This is a genomic window from Mycobacterium sp., from assembly GCF_965277065.1.
Lineage (GTDB): Bacteria > Actinomycetota > Actinomycetes > Mycobacteriales > Mycobacteriaceae > Mycobacterium.
In genome coordinates, this window is sequence record NZ_CBDIBT010000016.1 from 408,744 (window position 1) to 425,700 (window position 16,957).

Annotated in this window: 17 protein-coding genes; 9 read left to right on the forward strand and 8 right to left on the reverse strand. The window is 65.2% G+C overall.

The features are described from left to right. From gyrB to dnaA, 5 genes are all read right to left on the reverse strand, one after another. Positions 1 to 2,031, reverse strand: a complete 2,031-nt coding sequence (gyrB, locus tag ACQY5A_RS07785) for a DNA topoisomerase (ATP-hydrolyzing) subunit B (RefSeq protein WP_428339796.1) — start codon at positions 2,029 to 2,031, stop codon at positions 1 to 3. Between the two features lie 220 nt (positions 2,032 to 2,251). Then, positions 2,252 to 2,824, reverse strand: a complete 573-nt coding sequence (locus ACQY5A_RS07790; RefSeq protein WP_428339797.1) for a DUF721 family protein — start codon at positions 2,822 to 2,824, stop codon at positions 2,252 to 2,254. Positions 2,825 to 2,828: 4 nt separating this feature from the next. Further along, positions 2,829 to 3,992, reverse strand: coding sequence for a DNA replication/repair protein RecF (gene recF / locus ACQY5A_RS07795; RefSeq protein WP_428339798.1), 1,164 nt, complete (start codon positions 3,990 to 3,992; stop codon positions 2,829 to 2,831). A 7-nt stretch (positions 3,993 to 3,999) separates the two neighbouring features. Continuing rightward, positions 4,000 to 5,199, reverse strand: a complete 1,200-nt coding sequence (gene dnaN / locus ACQY5A_RS07800) for a DNA polymerase III subunit beta (RefSeq protein WP_428339799.1) — start codon at positions 5,197 to 5,199, stop codon at positions 4,000 to 4,002. A gap of 601 nt (positions 5,200 to 5,800) precedes the next feature. Beyond that, the gene (dnaA, locus tag ACQY5A_RS07805; protein WP_428339941.1) at positions 5,801 to 7,303 is read right to left on the reverse strand and encodes a chromosomal replication initiator protein DnaA; all 1,503 of its coding nucleotides are present in this window, start codon (positions 7,301 to 7,303) and stop codon (positions 5,801 to 5,803) included. Positions 7,304 to 7,874: 571 nt separating this feature from the next. Between dnaA and rpmH the strand changes: the two genes are divergently transcribed. From rpmH to ACQY5A_RS07850, 9 genes are all read left to right on the forward strand, one after another. Then, positions 7,875 to 8,018, forward strand: a complete 144-nt coding sequence (rpmH, locus tag ACQY5A_RS07810; protein WP_293001408.1) for a 50S ribosomal protein L34 — start codon at positions 7,875 to 7,877, stop codon at positions 8,016 to 8,018. A gap of 25 nt (positions 8,019 to 8,043) precedes the next feature. Next, complete coding sequence (rnpA, locus tag ACQY5A_RS07815) at positions 8,044 to 8,388, forward strand: ribonuclease P protein component (protein ID WP_428339942.1); 345 nt, start codon at positions 8,044 to 8,046, stop codon at positions 8,386 to 8,388. 80 nt (positions 8,389 to 8,468) lie between these two features. Then, positions 8,469 to 8,708 carry a membrane protein insertion efficiency factor YidD gene (gene yidD, locus ACQY5A_RS07820; protein WP_428339943.1) on the forward strand — a complete coding sequence of 80 codons (240 nt, stop codon included), beginning with the start codon at positions 8,469 to 8,471 and terminating at the stop codon, positions 8,706 to 8,708. Beyond that, the gene (yidC, locus tag ACQY5A_RS07825; RefSeq protein ID WP_428339944.1) at positions 8,692 to 9,753 is read left to right on the forward strand and encodes a membrane protein insertase YidC; all 1,062 of its coding nucleotides are present in this window, start codon (positions 8,692 to 8,694) and stop codon (positions 9,751 to 9,753) included. Before yidD ends, yidC begins: the two co-directional genes overlap by 17 nt. A 78-nt stretch (positions 9,754 to 9,831) precedes the next feature. Further along, positions 9,832 to 10,410 carry a protein jag gene (locus ACQY5A_RS07830; RefSeq protein ID WP_428339800.1) on the forward strand — a complete coding sequence of 193 codons (579 nt, stop codon included), beginning with the start codon at positions 9,832 to 9,834 and terminating at the stop codon, positions 10,408 to 10,410. Positions 10,411 to 10,473: 63 nt separating this feature from the next. Next, entirely contained in the window at positions 10,474 to 11,202 is a 729-nt protein-coding gene (rsmG, locus tag ACQY5A_RS07835; protein ID WP_428339801.1) for a 16S rRNA (guanine(527)-N(7))-methyltransferase RsmG, read from the forward strand. Next, complete coding sequence (locus tag ACQY5A_RS07840; protein WP_428339802.1) at positions 11,199 to 12,158, forward strand: ParA family protein; 960 nt, start codon at positions 11,199 to 11,201, stop codon at positions 12,156 to 12,158. The genes rsmG and ACQY5A_RS07840 overlap by 4 nt, the downstream gene beginning before the upstream one ends. Beyond that, positions 12,155 to 13,138 (forward strand): ParB/RepB/Spo0J family partition protein, encoded by a 984-nt coding sequence (locus ACQY5A_RS07845; protein ID WP_428339803.1) that lies wholly within the window; start codon positions 12,155 to 12,157, stop codon positions 13,136 to 13,138. Before ACQY5A_RS07840 ends, ACQY5A_RS07845 begins: the two co-directional genes overlap by 4 nt. Positions 13,139 to 13,441: 303 nt before the next feature. Then, a complete protein-coding gene (locus tag ACQY5A_RS07850) occupies positions 13,442 to 14,200 on the forward strand; it encodes an acetyltransferase (protein ID WP_428339804.1) in 759 nt (252 codons plus the stop codon). On the opposite strand, the gene ACQY5A_RS07855 is transcribed toward ACQY5A_RS07850, so the two are convergent. The 3 genes from ACQY5A_RS07855 to trxB form a co-directional block, all read right to left on the reverse strand. Then, complete coding sequence (locus ACQY5A_RS07855; RefSeq protein ID WP_428339805.1) at positions 14,187 to 15,407, reverse strand: N-acetylmuramoyl-L-alanine amidase; 1,221 nt, start codon at positions 15,405 to 15,407, stop codon at positions 14,187 to 14,189. The genes ACQY5A_RS07850 and ACQY5A_RS07855 overlap by 14 nt on opposite strands. Positions 15,408 to 15,529: 122 nt before the next feature. Then, a complete protein-coding gene (gene trxA, locus ACQY5A_RS07860; protein ID WP_428339806.1) occupies positions 15,530 to 15,883 on the reverse strand; it encodes a thioredoxin in 354 nt (117 codons plus the stop codon). A gap of 14 nt (positions 15,884 to 15,897) precedes the next feature. Beyond that, positions 15,898 to 16,896 carry a thioredoxin-disulfide reductase gene (gene trxB, locus ACQY5A_RS07865; RefSeq protein WP_428339807.1) on the reverse strand — a complete coding sequence of 333 codons (999 nt, stop codon included), beginning with the start codon at positions 16,894 to 16,896 and terminating at the stop codon, positions 15,898 to 15,900. Positions 16,897 to 16,957: the final 61 nt, after the last annotated feature.

Consider the following 16,957-nt stretch of genomic DNA (forward strand, 5'->3'; position numbering starts at 1 on the left):
TTAAACATCCAGGAAGCGAACGTCTTTGGCGTTGCGGGTGATGAAGCTGCGTCGGGCCTCGACGTCCTCGCCCATCAGGATGGAGAACAACTCGTCGGCTGCGGCGGCGTCGTCGAGGGTGATCCGCCGCAGCACCCGCACGGACGGGTCCATGGTGGTCTCCCACAGCTCCTTGGCATCCATCTCGCCGAGACCCTTGTATCGCTGAATACCGTCCTCGGTGTTGATCTTTCGGCCCGCTGCCCGGCCGGCCTCCAGCAGACCGTCGCGCTCTCGGTCGGAGTAGGCGAACTCCGGCTCGCTGCGTTGCCACTTCAGCTTGTACAGCGGTGGCTGGGCCAGGAATACGTGGCCGTTTTCGATCAGCGGTCGCATGAACCGGAACAACAACGTCAGCAGCAGTGTCGAGATGTGCTGGCCGTCGACGTCCGCGTCGGCCATCAGCACGATCTTGTGATACCGCAGCTTGGTGATGTCGAACTCGTCGTGGATTCCGGTGCCCAGCGCGGTGATGATCGCCTGCACTTCGGTGTTTTTCAGCACCCGGTCGATGCGGGCTTTCTCGACGTTGATGATCTTGCCGCGCAACGGGAGAATGGCCTGGAACATCGAGTCCCTACCGCTCTTCGCCGAGCCACCGGCCGAATCACCCTCGACCACATAAACTTCCGACTTGCGTGGGTCGGTGGAGCGGCAGTCGGCCAGCTTGCCGGGCAAGCCGCCGATGTCCGTGGCGCTCTTGCGCCGCACCAACTCTCGGGCTTTGCGGGCGGCCAACCGGGCCTGCGCCGAGGACACCGCTTTGTTCACCACCGTCTTGGCATCGGCGGGGTTGGCCTCGAACCAGTGCGACAGCTTGTCGTTGCAAGCCTTCTGCACAAACGATTTGACCTCGGTGTTGCCCAGCTTCGTCTTGGTCTGGCCCTCGAACTGCGGTTCACTGACCTTCACCGAGATGACCGCGGCCAAACCCTCGCGAATGTCATCGCCGGTGAGGTTGGCGTCCTTTTCTTTCAGCAGCTTCTTGTCTTTGGCATATTTGTTCACCACCGACGTCAGCGCGGCACGGAAGCCCTCCTCGTGGGTGCCGCCCTCATGCGTGTTGATGGTGTTGGCGAAGGTGTGCACCGACTCTGAGTAGCCGGCGTTCCACTGCATGGCGATCTCGACCTCGTGGCCCGGGCCCTTGTCGGAGAAGTCCACGATGCTGGTGTGGATCGGGTTCTTGGTCCGGTTGATGTGCTTGACGTAGTCGACCAGACCGCCCGGGTAGTGGAAGGTGCGGTGCTTGACCTTATGCGGCGCAACGGATTCCGCTGATATCTCCTCCGCTGATTTCGGCGCCTCGGCGGTGTCGCTGACCACTTCGTCGACGACCTCGTCCGCGGCGACCCGCTCGTCGATCAAGTCGATGGTCAGCCCTTTGTTGAGGAACGCCATCTCCTGCAGCCGGCGGGCCACCGTCTCGAAGTCATAGTTGGTGGTTTCGAAAATGCCCGGGTCCGCCCAGAACCGGATCGTCGTCCCCGTTTTCTTGGTCTTGTCACCTTGCTTGAGCGTGCCCGGCACGGAACGGTCGTAGGACTGAACCCACTCGAAGCCGTCGCGGGAGATTTCCGCCTCGAGCCGGGTCGACAACGCGTTGACCACCGAGACGCCCACCCCGTGTAGCCCACCCGAGACCGCGTAAGCCCCGTCGTCGCCGCCGAACTTTCCACCGGCGTGCAACTGGGTCATCACGACGTCGACGGTGGGGACACCGGTGGCGTGCATGGCCACCGGAATACCGCGGCCGTTGTCGGTGACCTCGACTCCGCCGTTCTCCAAAATCTTGACGTCGACGGTGTCGGCGTAGCCCGCCATCGCCTCGTCGACCGCGTTGTCGACGACCTCCCAAATCAGGTGGTGCAATCCGCGCTCCCCGGTGGAGCCGATGTACATGCCGGGGCGTTTACGGACCGCTTCCAGTCCCTCCAAAATGGTGATGGAGTCGGCGCCGTACTCTTTCGGATTCTTCTTCGGGGCAGCCACGATCTGCAGGCTCTCCTTGGGGTGCACGCGCGGCCAGTCCGATGACTGTGCGCTGGTTCTCGTTCAGTCTACCGTCAAGACGGCCCCGTACCGTCTCTGCATGGGCGTTTCTACACAGCTATCTGCGCCGTGTACGGAATTTCTCGATCTAGGCTGCGTCCTGACGCTTGACGAGGCGGTTTGCGACCTTCTGACGGCCCTGAGCGGATCCCGCGCAGGGTCACCCGTAGGTGTCACGCGGCCCGCGCCCGGAGATGTGCCGCGGACCTTTCCGCCAGGACGGCGCGGTGGGGCCGGTGATCCGTAGGCTGGTCACCACACCGTCGCCGACTTCCGCCGCGATCTTGGCCAGCACCTGGCTCTGAATGAGCCGCAGTTGGGTGGCCCAGGCCGTCGACTCGGCCGTCACGCTGAGCACCCCGTCCCGCAACCCGGTCGGCGCCGCGTGTTCGGAAATGTCCGAGCCGACCACGCTGGCCCACCGGCCGAACACCGCCCCCTCGGCGACCCGCGGCGTCCATCCCTGCTTTTTCGCGAGGTCGCGGGTGGCACGGGCCAGCGGCTGCGGGTCACGGGCGTCGGGGCCCGGGCCGGACCACCGGCGCCGGCTCGTGGTGCCGGCCACCCGGCGACTCGGCGGCAGCCGGCGACCACGGCCGACATCCTTTCCTTGGGTCCGGGCGGCCCCGCGGGCTTCCTCCAGGACCCGCCGGACCAGGTCCATGCCCTTGGCTGCACTCAGCGGCTCGGGCGGTCCGGTCTCGGGTTCTGGTGTCTTGTCATCGGCGGTCACTGCGTCACCCCTCCTCAGGCCCGGGACTACGCACCGCTGAGGCCGGGCCGGTGTCATCGTCACTCAAGGTGATGTTGATGCGCTCGGCGTCCCAGTCACGCGGGATGTCGTCGAGGACCGCGGCGGTCACCAGCACCTGCTCCGCCGAGGCGGCCGCCGCGGCCAACGCTTCGCGGCGCGCGGTGTCCAGTTCGGCGAAAACGTCGTCGAGCAACAACACCGGATCGCTGCCGTCGGCGCGCAGCAATTCGTAAGCAGCTAGTCGCAGCGCCAGCGCCATCGACCACGATTCCCCATGGCTGGCAAACCCTTTCGCGGGTTGGTCGCCGAGCCGCAGCTCCAGATCGTCGCGGTGCGGGCCGACCAGGCACACCCCGCGCTCGAGTTCGGCGTCGCGGCGGGAGGCCATTTTTTCCAGCAGGGTGGTCCGCAGAACATCGACGTCGGGTCGGGTGGGGTCGATCTCGATGCTGGCGTGATAAGCGATCGAGGCGGGCCGCGACGCCGGCGCCAGCAGCTGGTAACTCTTCTGCACCTCGGGCGCCAGCTCGTTGACCAGCGTGATCCGGGCAGCCATCAACTCCGCGCCGTGCGTGGCCAGATGCCCGTCCCACACGTCGAGGGTGTCCAACGCGCCGCGGTCGCCCCGGAATCGCCCGCCGGACGCGGACTTCAGTAAGGCGGTGCGCTGGCGAAGTACCTTGTCGTAGTCGGCCCGGATACCGGCCACCCGCGGGCGACGCACGGTGGCCAGATCGTCGAGGTATCGCCGGCGATCACCGGGGTCTCCCCGGACCAGCGCCAGGTCTTCGGGGGCGAACAGCACCGCGCGCAGCACCCCCACGATTTCGCGCGGGCTGCGCACCGGCGACCGGTTGAGTCGCGCTTTGTTGGCCCGGCCGGCGGTGATTTCCAGGTCGACGGCGCATTCGCGGCCCTCGTTGACCACGATCGTCGACACCACGGCGCGCTGCGCGCCGACCCGGATCAGCGGTGCGTCGGTGGCAACGCGGTGAGACCCCAGTGTCGACGAATACCACAGGGCTTCAATGAGATTCGTCTTACCGAACCCATTCGAGCCGATGAAGACCGTCCGCCCGGGCGTCAGCTCGAGTTCGACGTTCGCCCAGGACCGAAAGTCGCGTAAGCCAAGATGACGGACGTACACCTAATCGCTAACCGGGCAGTCGAACCGGCATCAGCAAATACACGTAATCCGTCTGGATCGCCGGGAAGGGTCCGCTGTCGGTCGGTTGCGTATCATCGGCGCCGGCCGGGCGTAGCACCGCCGGACGGCTCGGGGTGGTGAACCCGAACGACACCCGGTCGGAATGCAAGGAGCCCAGGCCATCGGTGAGATACGTCGGGTTGAAGGCTATGGTCAGGGGTTCACCGGCGAATTCCACCGGCACGTCTTCCTCGGCCCGACCGACGTCGTCAGCGCCGGCCGACAATCGCAGCGTGTCCGCCGAGAATTCCATCCGCACCTGGGCGCCGCGGTCGGCGACCAGCGCGACGCGCTTGATCGCCTCGGTCAACTCCGCGACTCCCACGGTGGCGACCGCCGTGTGCTCACCGGGCAGCAGTTGACGGAATTTCGGGAACTCCGCATCCAGCAGCCGGGTGGTGCTTCGCTTGCCATTCCCGCTGATGCCCAGCAGTCCGTCTTTGCCCACTGAGGGGCCGGCGCCGAGCGACAAATGGACCTCGGCGCCATCGGTTCCGCTCTTGGCCGCTTCGGACAACGTCTTCGCCGGTACCAGCACCGCAGCCTCCACGTCGGGTGCGGCGGCCGACCAGGTCAGCTCGCGCACCGCCAACCGGAAACGGTCGGTCGCGGCCAAAACCACTGACTGCCCGGAGATTTCAACTCTGATCCCGGTCAGCATCGGCAGTGTGTCATCGCGGCCGGCGGCGACGGCGACCTGACTGATGGCCTCGGCGAACACATCGACCGACAGGGCACCGGTCTCGTCGGGCAACGTCGGCAGCGTCGGATAATCCTCGACAGCCATCGTCGGCAGCGAGAACTTCGCACTTCCGCAGGCCAACGAAACTCTGGTTCCCTCGACCTGGACGTCCACCGGCTTGTTCGGCAATGCCCGGGTAATGTCGGAAAGTAGCCGACCTGACACCAAAGCCGTTCCCGGAGAAGCGATTTCAGCTGCCAAGCGAACCTCGGCGGAAACTTCGTAGTCGAATCCGGAAATCGTGAGCCCGTTATCGGAGCCCGTCAGCAACACGCCGGCCAGCACCGGCACGGTCGGGCGGGATGGCAGGGTCCGGGCCACCCACGCCACTGCATCGGCGAAGTCATCCCGCACCAGGCGGAACTTCAAGTCGGTCAGACCGACGGTGGTCGTCGCCACGTCCATTGCGTCCCTTCATCACCTCGAGCAGTAAAGCTGACTTCGGCGGCTCCACCTCGTGTGAGGAGCGGTCCCCGCCGGCGGCCGCCTGTGCCCGTAATCCGTCCCGACGACCGAAACGGCTGTCGAACCACAACCGTAGAGCGTCGGAGGCCATCTTGAAAGCTAATCGGAATCAGTGACACTCAGGTCTTTCGAGCCTGGATGCCGGGGTGTGGAACGGCTTGTCCCCAACAGCTTTTTCTGAATAACACACTATGTAGTGATTTCAATATTAGTAATAAGGCCTGTGCACGTTGTGGACAGCATGGTGTCTGCGCTGCTGGCGGTACCGACCGGGTTGTGTATGACGCGCGGAAGGACTGTGCGGTTTGTGTGCAGCGGTTGGGGATCGGTGGCGCCTGTCCACGGTTCGGCCGTTCTTGCGACGGGTGTCCGCAGTTTGCCCACAGCGGTATCCACAGCCGGCACTGTGACACGAGGTACCGACGGGGTAAAAGTTTTTTTGAACTTCAGCCGCTTTGCAGTGGCCCAGCGGCCAGTTGTGGCGCGATACGTCGCAAATTTCGTGCAATAACTGGCCACTCGACTCAGGGCGAACGGCGGGTCAGCGCTTGGAGCGCTGGCGTATCCGGGTGGTGAGCTCTTTCACGTGATCGAAAACTTCACGCCGCTCGGCCATCTCGGACAGGATTTTCTTCTGCGCGTACATCACCGTGGTGTGGTCGCGACCGAAGGCTTGACCAATCTTGGGCAAGGACAAGTCGGTCAGCTCACGGCACAGATACATGGCGATCTGACGTGATTGGGCCAGGGCCCGGGTCTTGCCCGGACCGCGTAGTTCTTCCACGGTGGTGTCGAAGTACTCCGCGGTGGCGGCCATGATCGTCGCGGCGCTGATCTGCATGGTGCTGGCGTCGGCGATCAGGTCGCGCAGAACGATCTCGGCGAGGGACTTGTCGATAGGCGCCTTGTTCAGCGATGCGAACGCCGTGACACGAATCAGCGCGCCTTCTAATTCACGGATGTTGCGCTCGATGCTGCTGGCAATCAGCTCGAGCACATCATCGGGCACGTTGAGCCGCTCCATCTGCGCTTTCTTGCGCAAAATGGCGATGCGGGTTTCCAGCTCAGGTGGCTGAACGTCGGTGATCAGACCCCACTCGAACCGGGTGCGAAGTCGATCCTCAAGTGTCGCAAGCTGTTTCGGTGGCCGGTCGGAGGAAATGACGATCTGCTTGTTGGCGTTGTGCAGCGTATTGAAGGTGTGGAAGAACTCTTCCTGGATACCTTCTTTACCTTCGATGAACTGGATGTCATCGACCAGCAGCACGTCGACGTCGCGATAGCTGCGTTTGAAGGCCACTTTGCGATCGTCACGCAGCGAGTTGATGAAGTCGTTGGTGAACTCTTCGGTCGAGACGTACTTGACCCGCATGCCGGGGAAGAGCCGCTGCGCGTAGTTGCCGGCTGCATGCAGTAGGTGAGTCTTACCCAGACCGGACTCGCCCCAGATGAACAGCGGGTTGTAGGCCCGGGCCGGCGCCTCGGCGATGGCCAGTGCCGCGGCGTGGGCGAAGCGGTTCGATGCACCGATCACGAAGGTGTCGAAGGTGTAGCGACGGTTGAGGCTGAGCTCGGCGGCTGCGTCGGCGGCCGGGCTGTGCGGCCGTTCGGAGAAATAGGACGGCCAACTCTGGTGTGCGCTGGCGAGCGCCTCACCGTCTTCGTCGATTTCGTCGAGGTCGTCGAGTGCTTCGTCGAACGCAGCGTTCGAGCGGTCCTCGTTCTCGTCGGAGGTCAGGGGTGAGATGCGGACCCCAAGCTCGATTTGCTGGCCGAGCCGACGGCTGAGCGCGTCGGTGATCTGGGTGCGCAGGTGTCGTTCGATCTCGTTCTGCACGAAGCTGCTGGGCACTGAAAGCAGGGCGAAACCTTCGACGATCGTCAGCGGCTGCACCAGGTTGAGCCACGCTCGCTGTTGTGGTGTCAGAGGCGGAACATATGGTTCACCGTTGTGGGCGACGCCTTCTGTGGCGAGTTCGCCGTTGAGTTCCGAGACGACCGCGCTCCAGACCGTCGCGAAACTTGATCCGGGGTCATCGGTCAACGACGGTTCCCCCTGATGTGCCATAAAAGTTCAACTAATACTGCCGATGACAAACTGTCCACACGGTTATCCACAGGTGTGGAAAGGACAGCGACCGTCGTGCCGCAACATACCCCTGACGGCTCGCGGGATCGGCGCTCGAGACGGCCAGTGGAGCTGAGCTGGCTGGGAGGCCGGTCTGCCATCCTCGGTTCGTTGTCTAGCGCCGTTTCGGTGTGAAACAGCACCGCCCGAAGCTAACAGTTTTCCCGGCCCGCGCCAACCGTTCTGCAACATTGGCTAACGCATCGTCAAGATTGCTCCGCGCGACGGAGGCGGGTGTGACGGCAGTTAAAGATCGGTCACGATGGGGCCAGTCTCGAGGTGTGGTTTGACCCGGGCAACAGCGGTCAGTACCCTCATACAGTCGCCCGAAAGTAGGCGATACGGCTGCGATCCGAGCATTCAGCCCGGAGGCCGCGCCGGTCACCAGTGAGATACAAAGCCTATCGAGGCGTCGTGGGGGAGAGCGTGACCCACCGGCACGGGAAACCGTGTCGAGCACGATGCCAGATGCAGCAAGGAGAGAGTCGTGGCAAAGGGTAAGCGGACCTTCCAGCCGAATAACCGGCGCCGTGCCCGTGTGCACGGTTTCCGGCTGCGGATGCGGACCAGGGCCGGCCGGGCGATTGTGTCGAATCGGCGTGGCAAGGGCCGTCGCTCGCTGACTGCCTGACCTCCTCAACTCCGGTGTGACGGCGGTGCTTTCCGCGCGCAACCGCATGACGCGGTCGACCGATTTCGACGCGACCGTCAAGCGTGGAAAGCGAACCGTTCAACCGGACCTGGTCATCTATATGCGGCATGCCATCGGCGATCCCAAACTCGGACTGATTGTCTCGCGATCGGTCGGGTCCGCCGTGCAACGGCACGGACTCTCCCGACGGTTGCGCCATGTCGCCCGCGACGTGATGGCAGAACTGAATCATGCCGAGCACGTGGTGATCCGTGCTCTTCCCAGTAGCCGCGATGTCGCGTCGTCGCGGTTGGGTGAGGAACTGCGGGCCGGCTTGCGGCGCATCGAGGAAGCGGGATCCAAGCGGTGAGCGCAGTGGGGTCACGACTGCGGGCCGTCGAACTCCGAGTCGCGCGCGGCGTGATTGTCGTGATCCAGCTCTACCGCCACATGGTGTCGCCGCTGCGGTTGCCGACGTGCCGGTTCAGCCCGACCTGTAGCCAGTACGCGGTCGACGCGCTCGCTGAATTCGGGTTGGTGCGGGGGAGTTGGTTGGCAGCAGTCCGGCTGGCGAAGTGTGGTCCGTGGCATCGGGGAGGATGGGACCCGGTACCGGAGCGCGCCGAAGCCCGGGCCCAAGACTGGGACACCCCAGCAACGCTAGGGGAGAGTGATTCTGTTGTCGTTTGATCCGTTCAGCCTTGACTATTTCTATTACCCCGTCTCGGCAATCATGTGGCTCTGGTACAAGGCGTTTTCGGCCGTCCCTGGACTGGGTCCGAAGAACTTCCTCACCTGGACGCTGGCGGTGATGTTTTTGGTCTTCACCCTGCGGGCGATCCTGTACAGCCCGTTCGTCCGGCAGATCCGGACCACCCGGCAGATGCAGGAGCTGCAACCACAGATCAAGGCGCTGCAGAAGAAGTACGGCAAGGACCGCCAGCGGATGGCGTTGGAGATGCAGAAGCTGCAGCGCGAACACGGGTTCAACCCGATCCTCGGCTGCCTGCCGATGCTGGTTCAGGTGCCGGTGTTCCTGGGTCTGTATCACGTTTTGCGTTGTTTCAACCGGACGTCGAGCGGGATCGGCCAGCTCGGCCTGTCGCCCGAGCGTAACCGCTCGCTGGGCAACTACGTCTTCAGCGCGACTGACGTCGGACATTTCCTGGACGCCAACTTGTTCGGTGCACCACTGGGAGCCAGCATGACGCAGCGGGGCGCGAGCCTCCAGGCGTTCCAGGGTTTCGAGTTCAGCCGGCCCGCTGTCGCGGCCGTCGGTGTGCCGGTGATGATTCTGGCCGGCATCGCCACCTACTTCAACAGCCGCGCATCGGTGGCCCGCCAGAGCGTGGAGGCCGCGGCCAACCCGCAGACCGCGATGATGAACAAGCTGGCGCTCTACGTCTTCCCGCTCGGCGTGGTGGTCGGTGGACCGTTTCTGCCGCTTGCGATCATCTTCTACTGGTTCGCCAACAACATCTGGACGTTCGGCCAGCAGCACTATGTGTTCGGGATGATCGAGCGCGAAGAAGAGGAAAAGAAGCGCGAGGCGATCGAGCGCCGGGCGGCGAACGCGCCGGCGCCGGGTGCCAAACCAAAACGTTCAGCGACCAAGACGGCGGCCGCCGGTAACGGCACGGGCGATGCCTCGGACGCCGATACCCCCAAGCCCGACACCGATCCGGGCAGCCGCGCGCCCCGGCCGGGTGCCAAGCCGAAGAAGCGCGGCCGCTGACACGCCACCGTCCGGTTCTCGCGCCGGACACGACACTTCACCGGGCGAAGCCCGGGCACGGGAAGGAAGGCAGACAAGATGACTGAGGTCGAAACCAGCGGCCAAGAAGCGCCGCCGGAGGACGAGTTGGAAGGCGCCGCGAACGGTACCCCTCCGGCCGAGGGCGACGCGGACGGCGACGGCGAGGGCGAGCAGGAAGAGCGCTTGGTCGCTGAGGGAGAGATCGCCGGCGACTACTTGGAGGAGCTGCTCGACCTCTTGGACTTCGACGGCGACATCGACTTGGACGTCGAAGGCAGCCGCGCGATCGTCAGCATCGACGGCAGCGACGACCTGGCCAAGTTGGTAGGCCGCAAGGGCGAGGTCCTCGACGCACTGCAGGAGTTGACCCGGCTGGCCGTGCATCAGAAGACCGGCGTGCGTAGTCGGCTGATGCTGGACATCGCGAGCTGGCGTCGCCGCCGCCGCGACGAGCTGGCCGCACTGGGCGACAAGGTGGCCAAGCGTGTCCTGGAAAGCGGCGAACGCGAAGAACTCGCCCCTATGACTCCGTTTGAGCGCAAGATCGTGCATGACGCCGTCGCTGCGGTCAGCGGCGTACACAGCGAGAGCGAGGGCGTGGAGCCGGGACGCCGCGTGGTCGTCCTGGTCGACTGAGACAGTCAACGAGTTACAGCGATGTAGTTCGGCCACGCGTCGCCAGTCGGTGCAAAGGGGGGAATGTTTCACGTGAAACATGCCGAGTCCCGCGGCCACGCGGCGCCGCTGGTACCGCCCGCACCGGAGGCGGCCGCACCGATCTTCGGTGAGCGAATCGGCCTTGCCGAGCGGTACGCCGACTTGCTTGCTACCGCCGGTGTGGAGTGGGGCCTGCTGGGCCCGCGCGAAGTCGACCGCATCTGGGACCGCCATCTGCTGAACTGCGCGGTGGTCGCAGAGCTCGTCGAGGACGGCGACCGGATCGTCGACATCGGGACCGGGGCGGGGCTCCCAGGGGTGCCGATGGTAATCGCCAGACCTGGTCTCCGCGTGGTGCTGGTCGAGTCGCTACTGCGCCGCACCGAGTTCCTCCAGATGGTTGTCGACGAGCTCGGGCTCGATGCCAAGGTCCTCCGGGGCCGCGCCGAGGATGCCGAGGTTCGTCAGGCAGCCGGCGGCGCTGACGCGGTCACGTCAAGGGCGGTGGCGTCGCTGGACAAGCTCACCCGCTGGAGCCTGCCGCTGCTGCGTCCGGGCGGTCGACTGCTCGCGATCAAGGGGGAGCGCGCACCCGATGAGGTGCTCGAGCACCGGCGTGTGATGGCCGAGTTAGGCGCCGTCGATGCGAGGGTGGTGGAATGCGGCGTGAGCTATTTATCCCCACCGACAACGGTGGTGGTGGCACGACGGGACAAGCCGGAAAAAGCCCGGAATTCATCGCGCCGACGATCGAGCAGGGAGAGCCCATGAACGCGCCACATGACTCGTTCGGCCCCGGAAGCGGGGTAGATGTTTCACGTGAAACATCGGACTTCGACACACCGATCGGCGCCGCGGCCGAGCGCGCGATGCAGGTGCTTTCCAAGTCGTACGAGGCACTGAGCCGTCCCAGCCACCGCCGGCTGTTCACCATCGCCAACCAAAAGGGCGGCGTCGGCAAAACCACCACCGCGGTGAACCTGGCAGCCGCGCTGGCCATCCAAGGGCTCAAGACACTCGTGATCGATCTGGATCCGCAGGGCAACGCGAGCACCGCGCTGGGCATCAGCGACCGCCACTCCGGGACGCCGTCGTCCTACGAGGTTCTGCTTGGCGAGATCCCGCTGAAGGAAGCGATGCGGCAGAGCCCGTACAGCGACCGACTTTTCTGCGTCCCCTCCACGATCGACCTGGCCGGCGCCGAGATCGAGTTGGTCAGCATGGTGGCTCGTGAGAACCGGCTGCGCACGGCGCTCGCCGAACTCGACGACCTCGATCCCGAAGCACCCTTCGACTACGTCTTCATCGACTGCCCACCGTCGCTGGGGCTGCTGACCATCAACGCATTGGTCGCGGCGCCAGAGGTATTGATCCCGATCCAGTGCGAGTACTACGCGCTGGAGGGGGTGTCGCAGTTGATGAACAACATCGAAATGGTGAAGGCGCATCTGAACCCGGGGCTCGACGTCAGCACCGTCATCCTCACTATGTATGACGGCCGGACCAAGTTGGCCGACCAAGTCGCCGACGAGGTCCGCCGCTACTTCGGGCCCAAGGTCTTGAAGACCGTGATCCCGCGCAGTGTCAAGGTCTCCGAAGCGCCCGGCTACAGCATGACGATCATCGAATATGATCCCGGTTCACGCGGCGCGATGAGCTACCTCGACGCCAGCCGCGAAATTGCCGAGCGCGGCCGACCAGCACCCGATAGAGGGGAATCACGATGAGCCAACCGACCCGCAAAAAAGGTGGCCTCGGACGAGGGCTCGCCTCACTGATCCCGACCGGGCCAGCCGAGGGGGATAGCCACTCGGCCCCACTCGGCGGCCCACGGATCGGCGCCGCTGCCGCCGACGTTCTGATGGGCGGTCCGCCGGCGCCGACATCGGACATCGGTGCGGTGTACCGCGAAATCGACCCGACCCAGATCGAGCCGAACCCGCGTCAGCCGCGGCAGGTTTTCGACGACGAGGCGCTCGCAGAACTCGTGCACTCGATCCGCGAGTTCGGGCTCATGCAGCCGATCGTGGTCCGTGCACTCGAGCGGACAAGCGGTCCCCGCTACCAACTCGTCATGGGGGAGCGGCGCTGGCGCGCGGCGCAGACGGCAGGGCTGACCGCCATCCCCGCGATCGTGCGGGAGACCGCCGAGGACAACCTGTTGCGCGACGCCCTCCTGGAGAACATCCACCGGGCCCAGTTGAACCCGTTGGAAGAGGCGGCGGCCTACCAGCAACTGCTCGAGGAATTCGACGTCACCCACGACGAACTCGCCACGCGGATCGGTCGGTCGCGACCGTTGATCTCCAACATGATCCGACTGCTGCGCCTGCCGATCCCTGTGCAACGTCGGGTCGCGGCCGGCGTTCTGTCGGCCGGTCATGCCCGGGCCCTGCTGTCGCTCGAAGCCGGGGCGGAAGCGCAGGAGACGCTTGCGGCGCGGATCGTCGCGGAAGGGCTGTCGGTCCGCGCGACCGAAGAGGCGGTGACCCTGGCCAACCGGGCCGGACCGAGTCAGCCACCGGCGCCGCGGCGTAAGCCGATCCAGATGCCCGGACTGCAAGATGTGGCCGAGCAACTCTCCGGTGCCTTCGACACCCGCGTCACGGTGAGCCTCGGCAAGCGCAAAGGCAAAATCGTGGTCGAGTTCGGCTCCGTAGAGGATTTGCAGCGCATTGTCGGGTTGATGAACTCGTCGAAGCGCTGACCGACCATACCGACCCGTTACGTCACTGTGACATTCTGCCCGATCGAGCCGGACTGACATGCCGAGAAAAACCCGAACCCTCTGCGCCCCAAGCGATTTGAGCTGGTGCAGTCGGCTGGCCGGCGTCGGCGTCGTGCCGGACCCCGAAATCGGCAGTCAACCACAAGGGCGGGGCGCGCGCGGGTGTCGCGGCCGTGGCCGTCGGGGTACGCTCGGCTTCGAGGTGGGGGCACCACCCGCTCTCGGGGAAGCCGGGCCGACAATAGTTTCGGCGGCCCCGCCCCACAGAGGCCCAGGAGTCTAGTGTCTGCTCGAATTACACCGCTACGCCTCGAGGCCTTCGAACTGCTTCCGAAGCACGCCCGTCGCTGCGTCTTCTGGGAAGTCGACCCGGCAACCCTCGGCGACAACGATCATCTCGCCGATCCCGAATTCGAGAAAGAAGCGTGGCTGTCGATGGTCATGCTGGAGTGGGGATCGTGCGGGCAGGTGGCCACGGCCGCGCCGGCCGACTGCGCCGAGGGGGAGGCGACATGCTTGGGCTACGCGTTCTACGCACCGCCGCGCACCGTTCCGCGAGCGCACCGGTTTCCGACGGCGCCGGTTTCGGCCGACGCGGTGCTGCTGACGTCGATGCGGGTGGAACCCGGGCCGGCGGCCGATGAGTTGCCGTACAGCCTCATCGACCGGGTCGTCGATGAATTGGTGCGTCGCGGTGTGCGGGCTCTGGAAGCATTCGGCCGCACCGAGGCCGTTGCGGAGTTGGCCGGCCTCGCCAGTGCCGACCCCGCGTTGCTGCCGGTGCTCGAAGTGTTGGGGGACTGCTCGGCCGAGCAATGCGTGATCGAGGCCGAGTTCTTGCTCGGCGCGGGATTCGTTGTGGTGGCACCGCATCCGTACTTCCCGAGGCTGCGGCTCGAGCTGGACAAGGGCCTGGGCTGGAAGGCCGAGGTGGAGGCAGCGTTGGAGCGACTGTTGGAAACCGCGTCGCTGCAACAGCCAGTCACCGCGGGGGCCACGGCGTCGGCGGTCTCGTCGAAGTCGTCGGCTAAGAGCCGCTGACCCGGCCGGCTTGCTCCACGGCAAGCTCGTGGGCGAGCAACTCGGCGAACGTGAACGTGCCGGTGGGCCGGTCGTTCTTCCCGAGCAGGTAGAGGCGTTTCACCGCGGCCAGGATTCCCTCGGCGATCGCGTCGCGGGTCTGCGTGGTGATCAGCATCGCGCGGTCGCGCGGGTTGGTGATGTAGCCGGCGTCGACCTGAACGGTGGGCATCCGGGTCAGCCGGAGCAGATCCCAGGTCCGGCCGTGGGTGCGGCAGTCACGTAAACCGGTGCGCGCCACCACTTCTCGCTGAATGAAGTCAGCCAGATTGCGGCCGATCGTCGACACCGAGCCGTGCGAGTTGCCGAAGTGAAACGATGCGACGCCGCCGGCGGACGGGCTGGCCTGCGTTTCGCAACGCAGGCTGATCATCAGGTCGGCGCCGACGGCGTTGGCGGTCGCCGCGCGTTCGTGATCCGACGGGCTGCGATTGGTCGGCCGGGACAAAAACGTTTCCATGCCGATGGCGGTCATCCGGCCTTCGAGCCGACTTGCCAAGTCCCACAAGATGTCTGACTCACTGATCGGTCCGTCCGAACCGTGCGCGATCAAACCGTGGTCGTTGCCGCCGCGACCCGGGTCGATGATGATCCGCTTGCCCGACAACTTCGGGCCGGATCGGCGCACCAGTTCCTCTTCACGGATCGCGTGCAACGATCCGCCGGTCACCCGCGAACTGAGAAAGTACAAGGAGCGCAACGTTTCCGGACCACAGATGCCGTCGGCGTACATTCCGTACTCGCGCTGGTAGGACATCAGACCGGTGTGGGTCTGCAGGCCGAAGTATCCGTCGACCAGGCCGGTGTAAAAGCCGAGATCTTGCAAGCGGTTCTGCAGCGTCGCAACGTCATCGCCGTACATCGGCGCACCGAACTGGTGATGCAATGTGCGGGCGCCCAACCGGTACGACGCTTCGCGCAGCGCGCGATTGGTAGCTTCGCCGACAACACCGTCGACCAGCAGGCCCCGATGTTGCTGAAATGCCCGGACGGCGTGGTCGAGCTCGTCATCGAAGACATCCACCGCGACGTGGCGTCCGGTGCTGAGGTCGGCGTCCGCGCCGTCGAGGTGACCGAGGGCGATCAGCGCAACCCGGATCTCGGTGACCGCCGCACTACGGTCACCTCGGCGCAATTGATCGCCGTCACCGCGGTGCGGTCTCGACATACAAAGCCTCCGGTGAGCCGTGTGAGCAGCCCTGCCGCTTTATTGACAGGCTTGGCGGTATTCTCTCAGACGCTCGCCGATTTAGGGAAAACGCCAGGCAAAGTGCCGCGGTGTGTGGCGACCTAGCCGACGCCGGGAACGGCGTCGGAAAGCTCGCGCAGCAGCGCCGCCTTGCCTTTGGCACCGACGATGCGTTTGACCGGCTCGCCGTCCTTGAACAGGATCAACGTCGGGATCGACACCACGTCGAAGTTGCGGGCGGTCTCGGGGTTGGCGTCGACGTCGAGTTTGGCGACGGTCAGTTGGCCGACGGATTCTTTGGCGATCTCCGCGAGCACGGGTGCGACCATCTTGCACGGACCGCACCAGGTGGCCCAAAAGTCAACCAGCACAGGCGTACTGCTTGCCAAGACGTCACTTCCAAAGGAAGCGTCGGAGACATCCACGGTCGCGCCGTCGGACTCGGTCTGTGTCATCGCACGTACTCCATTCAGAGGGTCGCCGCCGCCGGTTCTCCGGCGGGTTGGGTCTGGGTTCGTTCGCCCGGCTCAGCGTGCTCGGCCAGCCAGCGCTCGGCGTCGATCGCTGCCGAACAACCGGTACCCGCAGCGGTGATCGCCTGCCGGTAGGTGTGGTCGACCAGGTCGCCGGCGGCGAACACGCCGTCCAGCGAGGTGTAGGTCGTGTGGTCGCGGACCAGTACGTAGCCGTCCTCGTCGAGGTCGACTTGGCCGCGGACCAGCCCTGAGCGCGGGTCGTGGCCGATCGCGACGAACACTCCGGTCACCGGCAGGGTGGATTCCTTGTCGGACACGGTGTCGCGCAGCTTGAGGCCTGTCACGGTGTTCTCGCCCTCGACGGAGACCACGGCGCTGTTGGTGAGGAAGGTGATCTTGTCGTTCGCGCGGGCGCGGTCGAGCATGATCTTCGAGGCGCGGAACTCCTCGCGGCGGTGCACCAGGGTGACACTGCGGGCGAACTTGGTCAGGAAGGTGGCCTCTTCCATGGCCGAGTCGCCGCCGCCGATTACGGCAATGTCCTGATCCTTGAAGAAGAAGCCGTCACAGGTGGCACACGAGCTCACGCCGCGGCCGAGCAATTCCTGCTCACCCGGGACGTGCAGGTAACGCGCCGCGGCACCCATGGCCAACACCACGGCCCGGGCCTGCAGCGTCTCGCCTTCCGATGTCGTGACCGACTTCACCGGGCTCTCCAGCGACACCGATTCGACGTCTTCCATCCGCAGGTCGGCGCCGAAGCGGTGGGCCTGCTCACGCATCTGGTCCATCAGCTCGGGGCCTTGGATTCCTTCCCGGAATCCGGGGTAGTTCTCCACTTCGGTCGTGGTCATCAGCGCCCCGCCGAAGGCGGTCCCTTCGAAGACCACCGGCGCCAGCTGTGCCCGGGCGGCGTAGAGCGCCGCGGTGTAGCCGGCGGGCCCGGAGCCGATGACGATCACGTCGTGGACGGTGCTGGTCGAGGAACTCATACCAACCTTTCTTCAATACTTGAAACCGCTGTAGTGCACTGGAACGCCAGGGTAGGCGGTG

Bases quoted from the DNA above. Each gene is read 5' to 3' on its own strand.
- dnaN (WP_428339799.1), bottom strand. From the start codon at position 5,199: ATGGACGTGGCGACGACCACCGTCGGTCTGACCGACTTGAAGTTCCGC.
- yidD (WP_428339943.1), top strand. From the start codon at position 8,469: ATGGTGTCGCCGCTGCGGTTGCCGACGTGCCGGTTCAGCCCGACCTGT.
- ACQY5A_RS07830 (WP_428339800.1), top strand. From the start codon at position 9,832: ATGACTGAGGTCGAAACCAGCGGCCAAGAAGCGCCGCCGGAGGACGAG.
- rsmG (WP_428339801.1), top strand. From the start codon at position 10,474: ATGTTTCACGTGAAACATGCCGAGTCCCGCGGCCACGCGGCGCCGCTG.
- ACQY5A_RS07840 (WP_428339802.1), top strand. From the start codon at position 11,199: ATGAACGCGCCACATGACTCGTTCGGCCCCGGAAGCGGGGTAGATGTT.
- ACQY5A_RS07845 (WP_428339803.1), top strand. From the start codon at position 12,155: ATGAGCCAACCGACCCGCAAAAAAGGTGGCCTCGGACGAGGGCTCGCC.
- ACQY5A_RS07855 (WP_428339805.1), bottom strand. From the start codon at position 15,407: ATGTCGAGACCGCACCGCGGTGACGGCGATCAATTGCGCCGAGGTGAC.
- trxA (WP_428339806.1), bottom strand. From the start codon at position 15,883: ATGACACAGACCGAGTCCGACGGCGCGACCGTGGATGTCTCCGACGCT.
- trxB (WP_428339807.1), bottom strand. From the start codon at position 16,896: ATGAGTTCCTCGACCAGCACCGTCCACGACGTGATCGTCATCGGCTCC.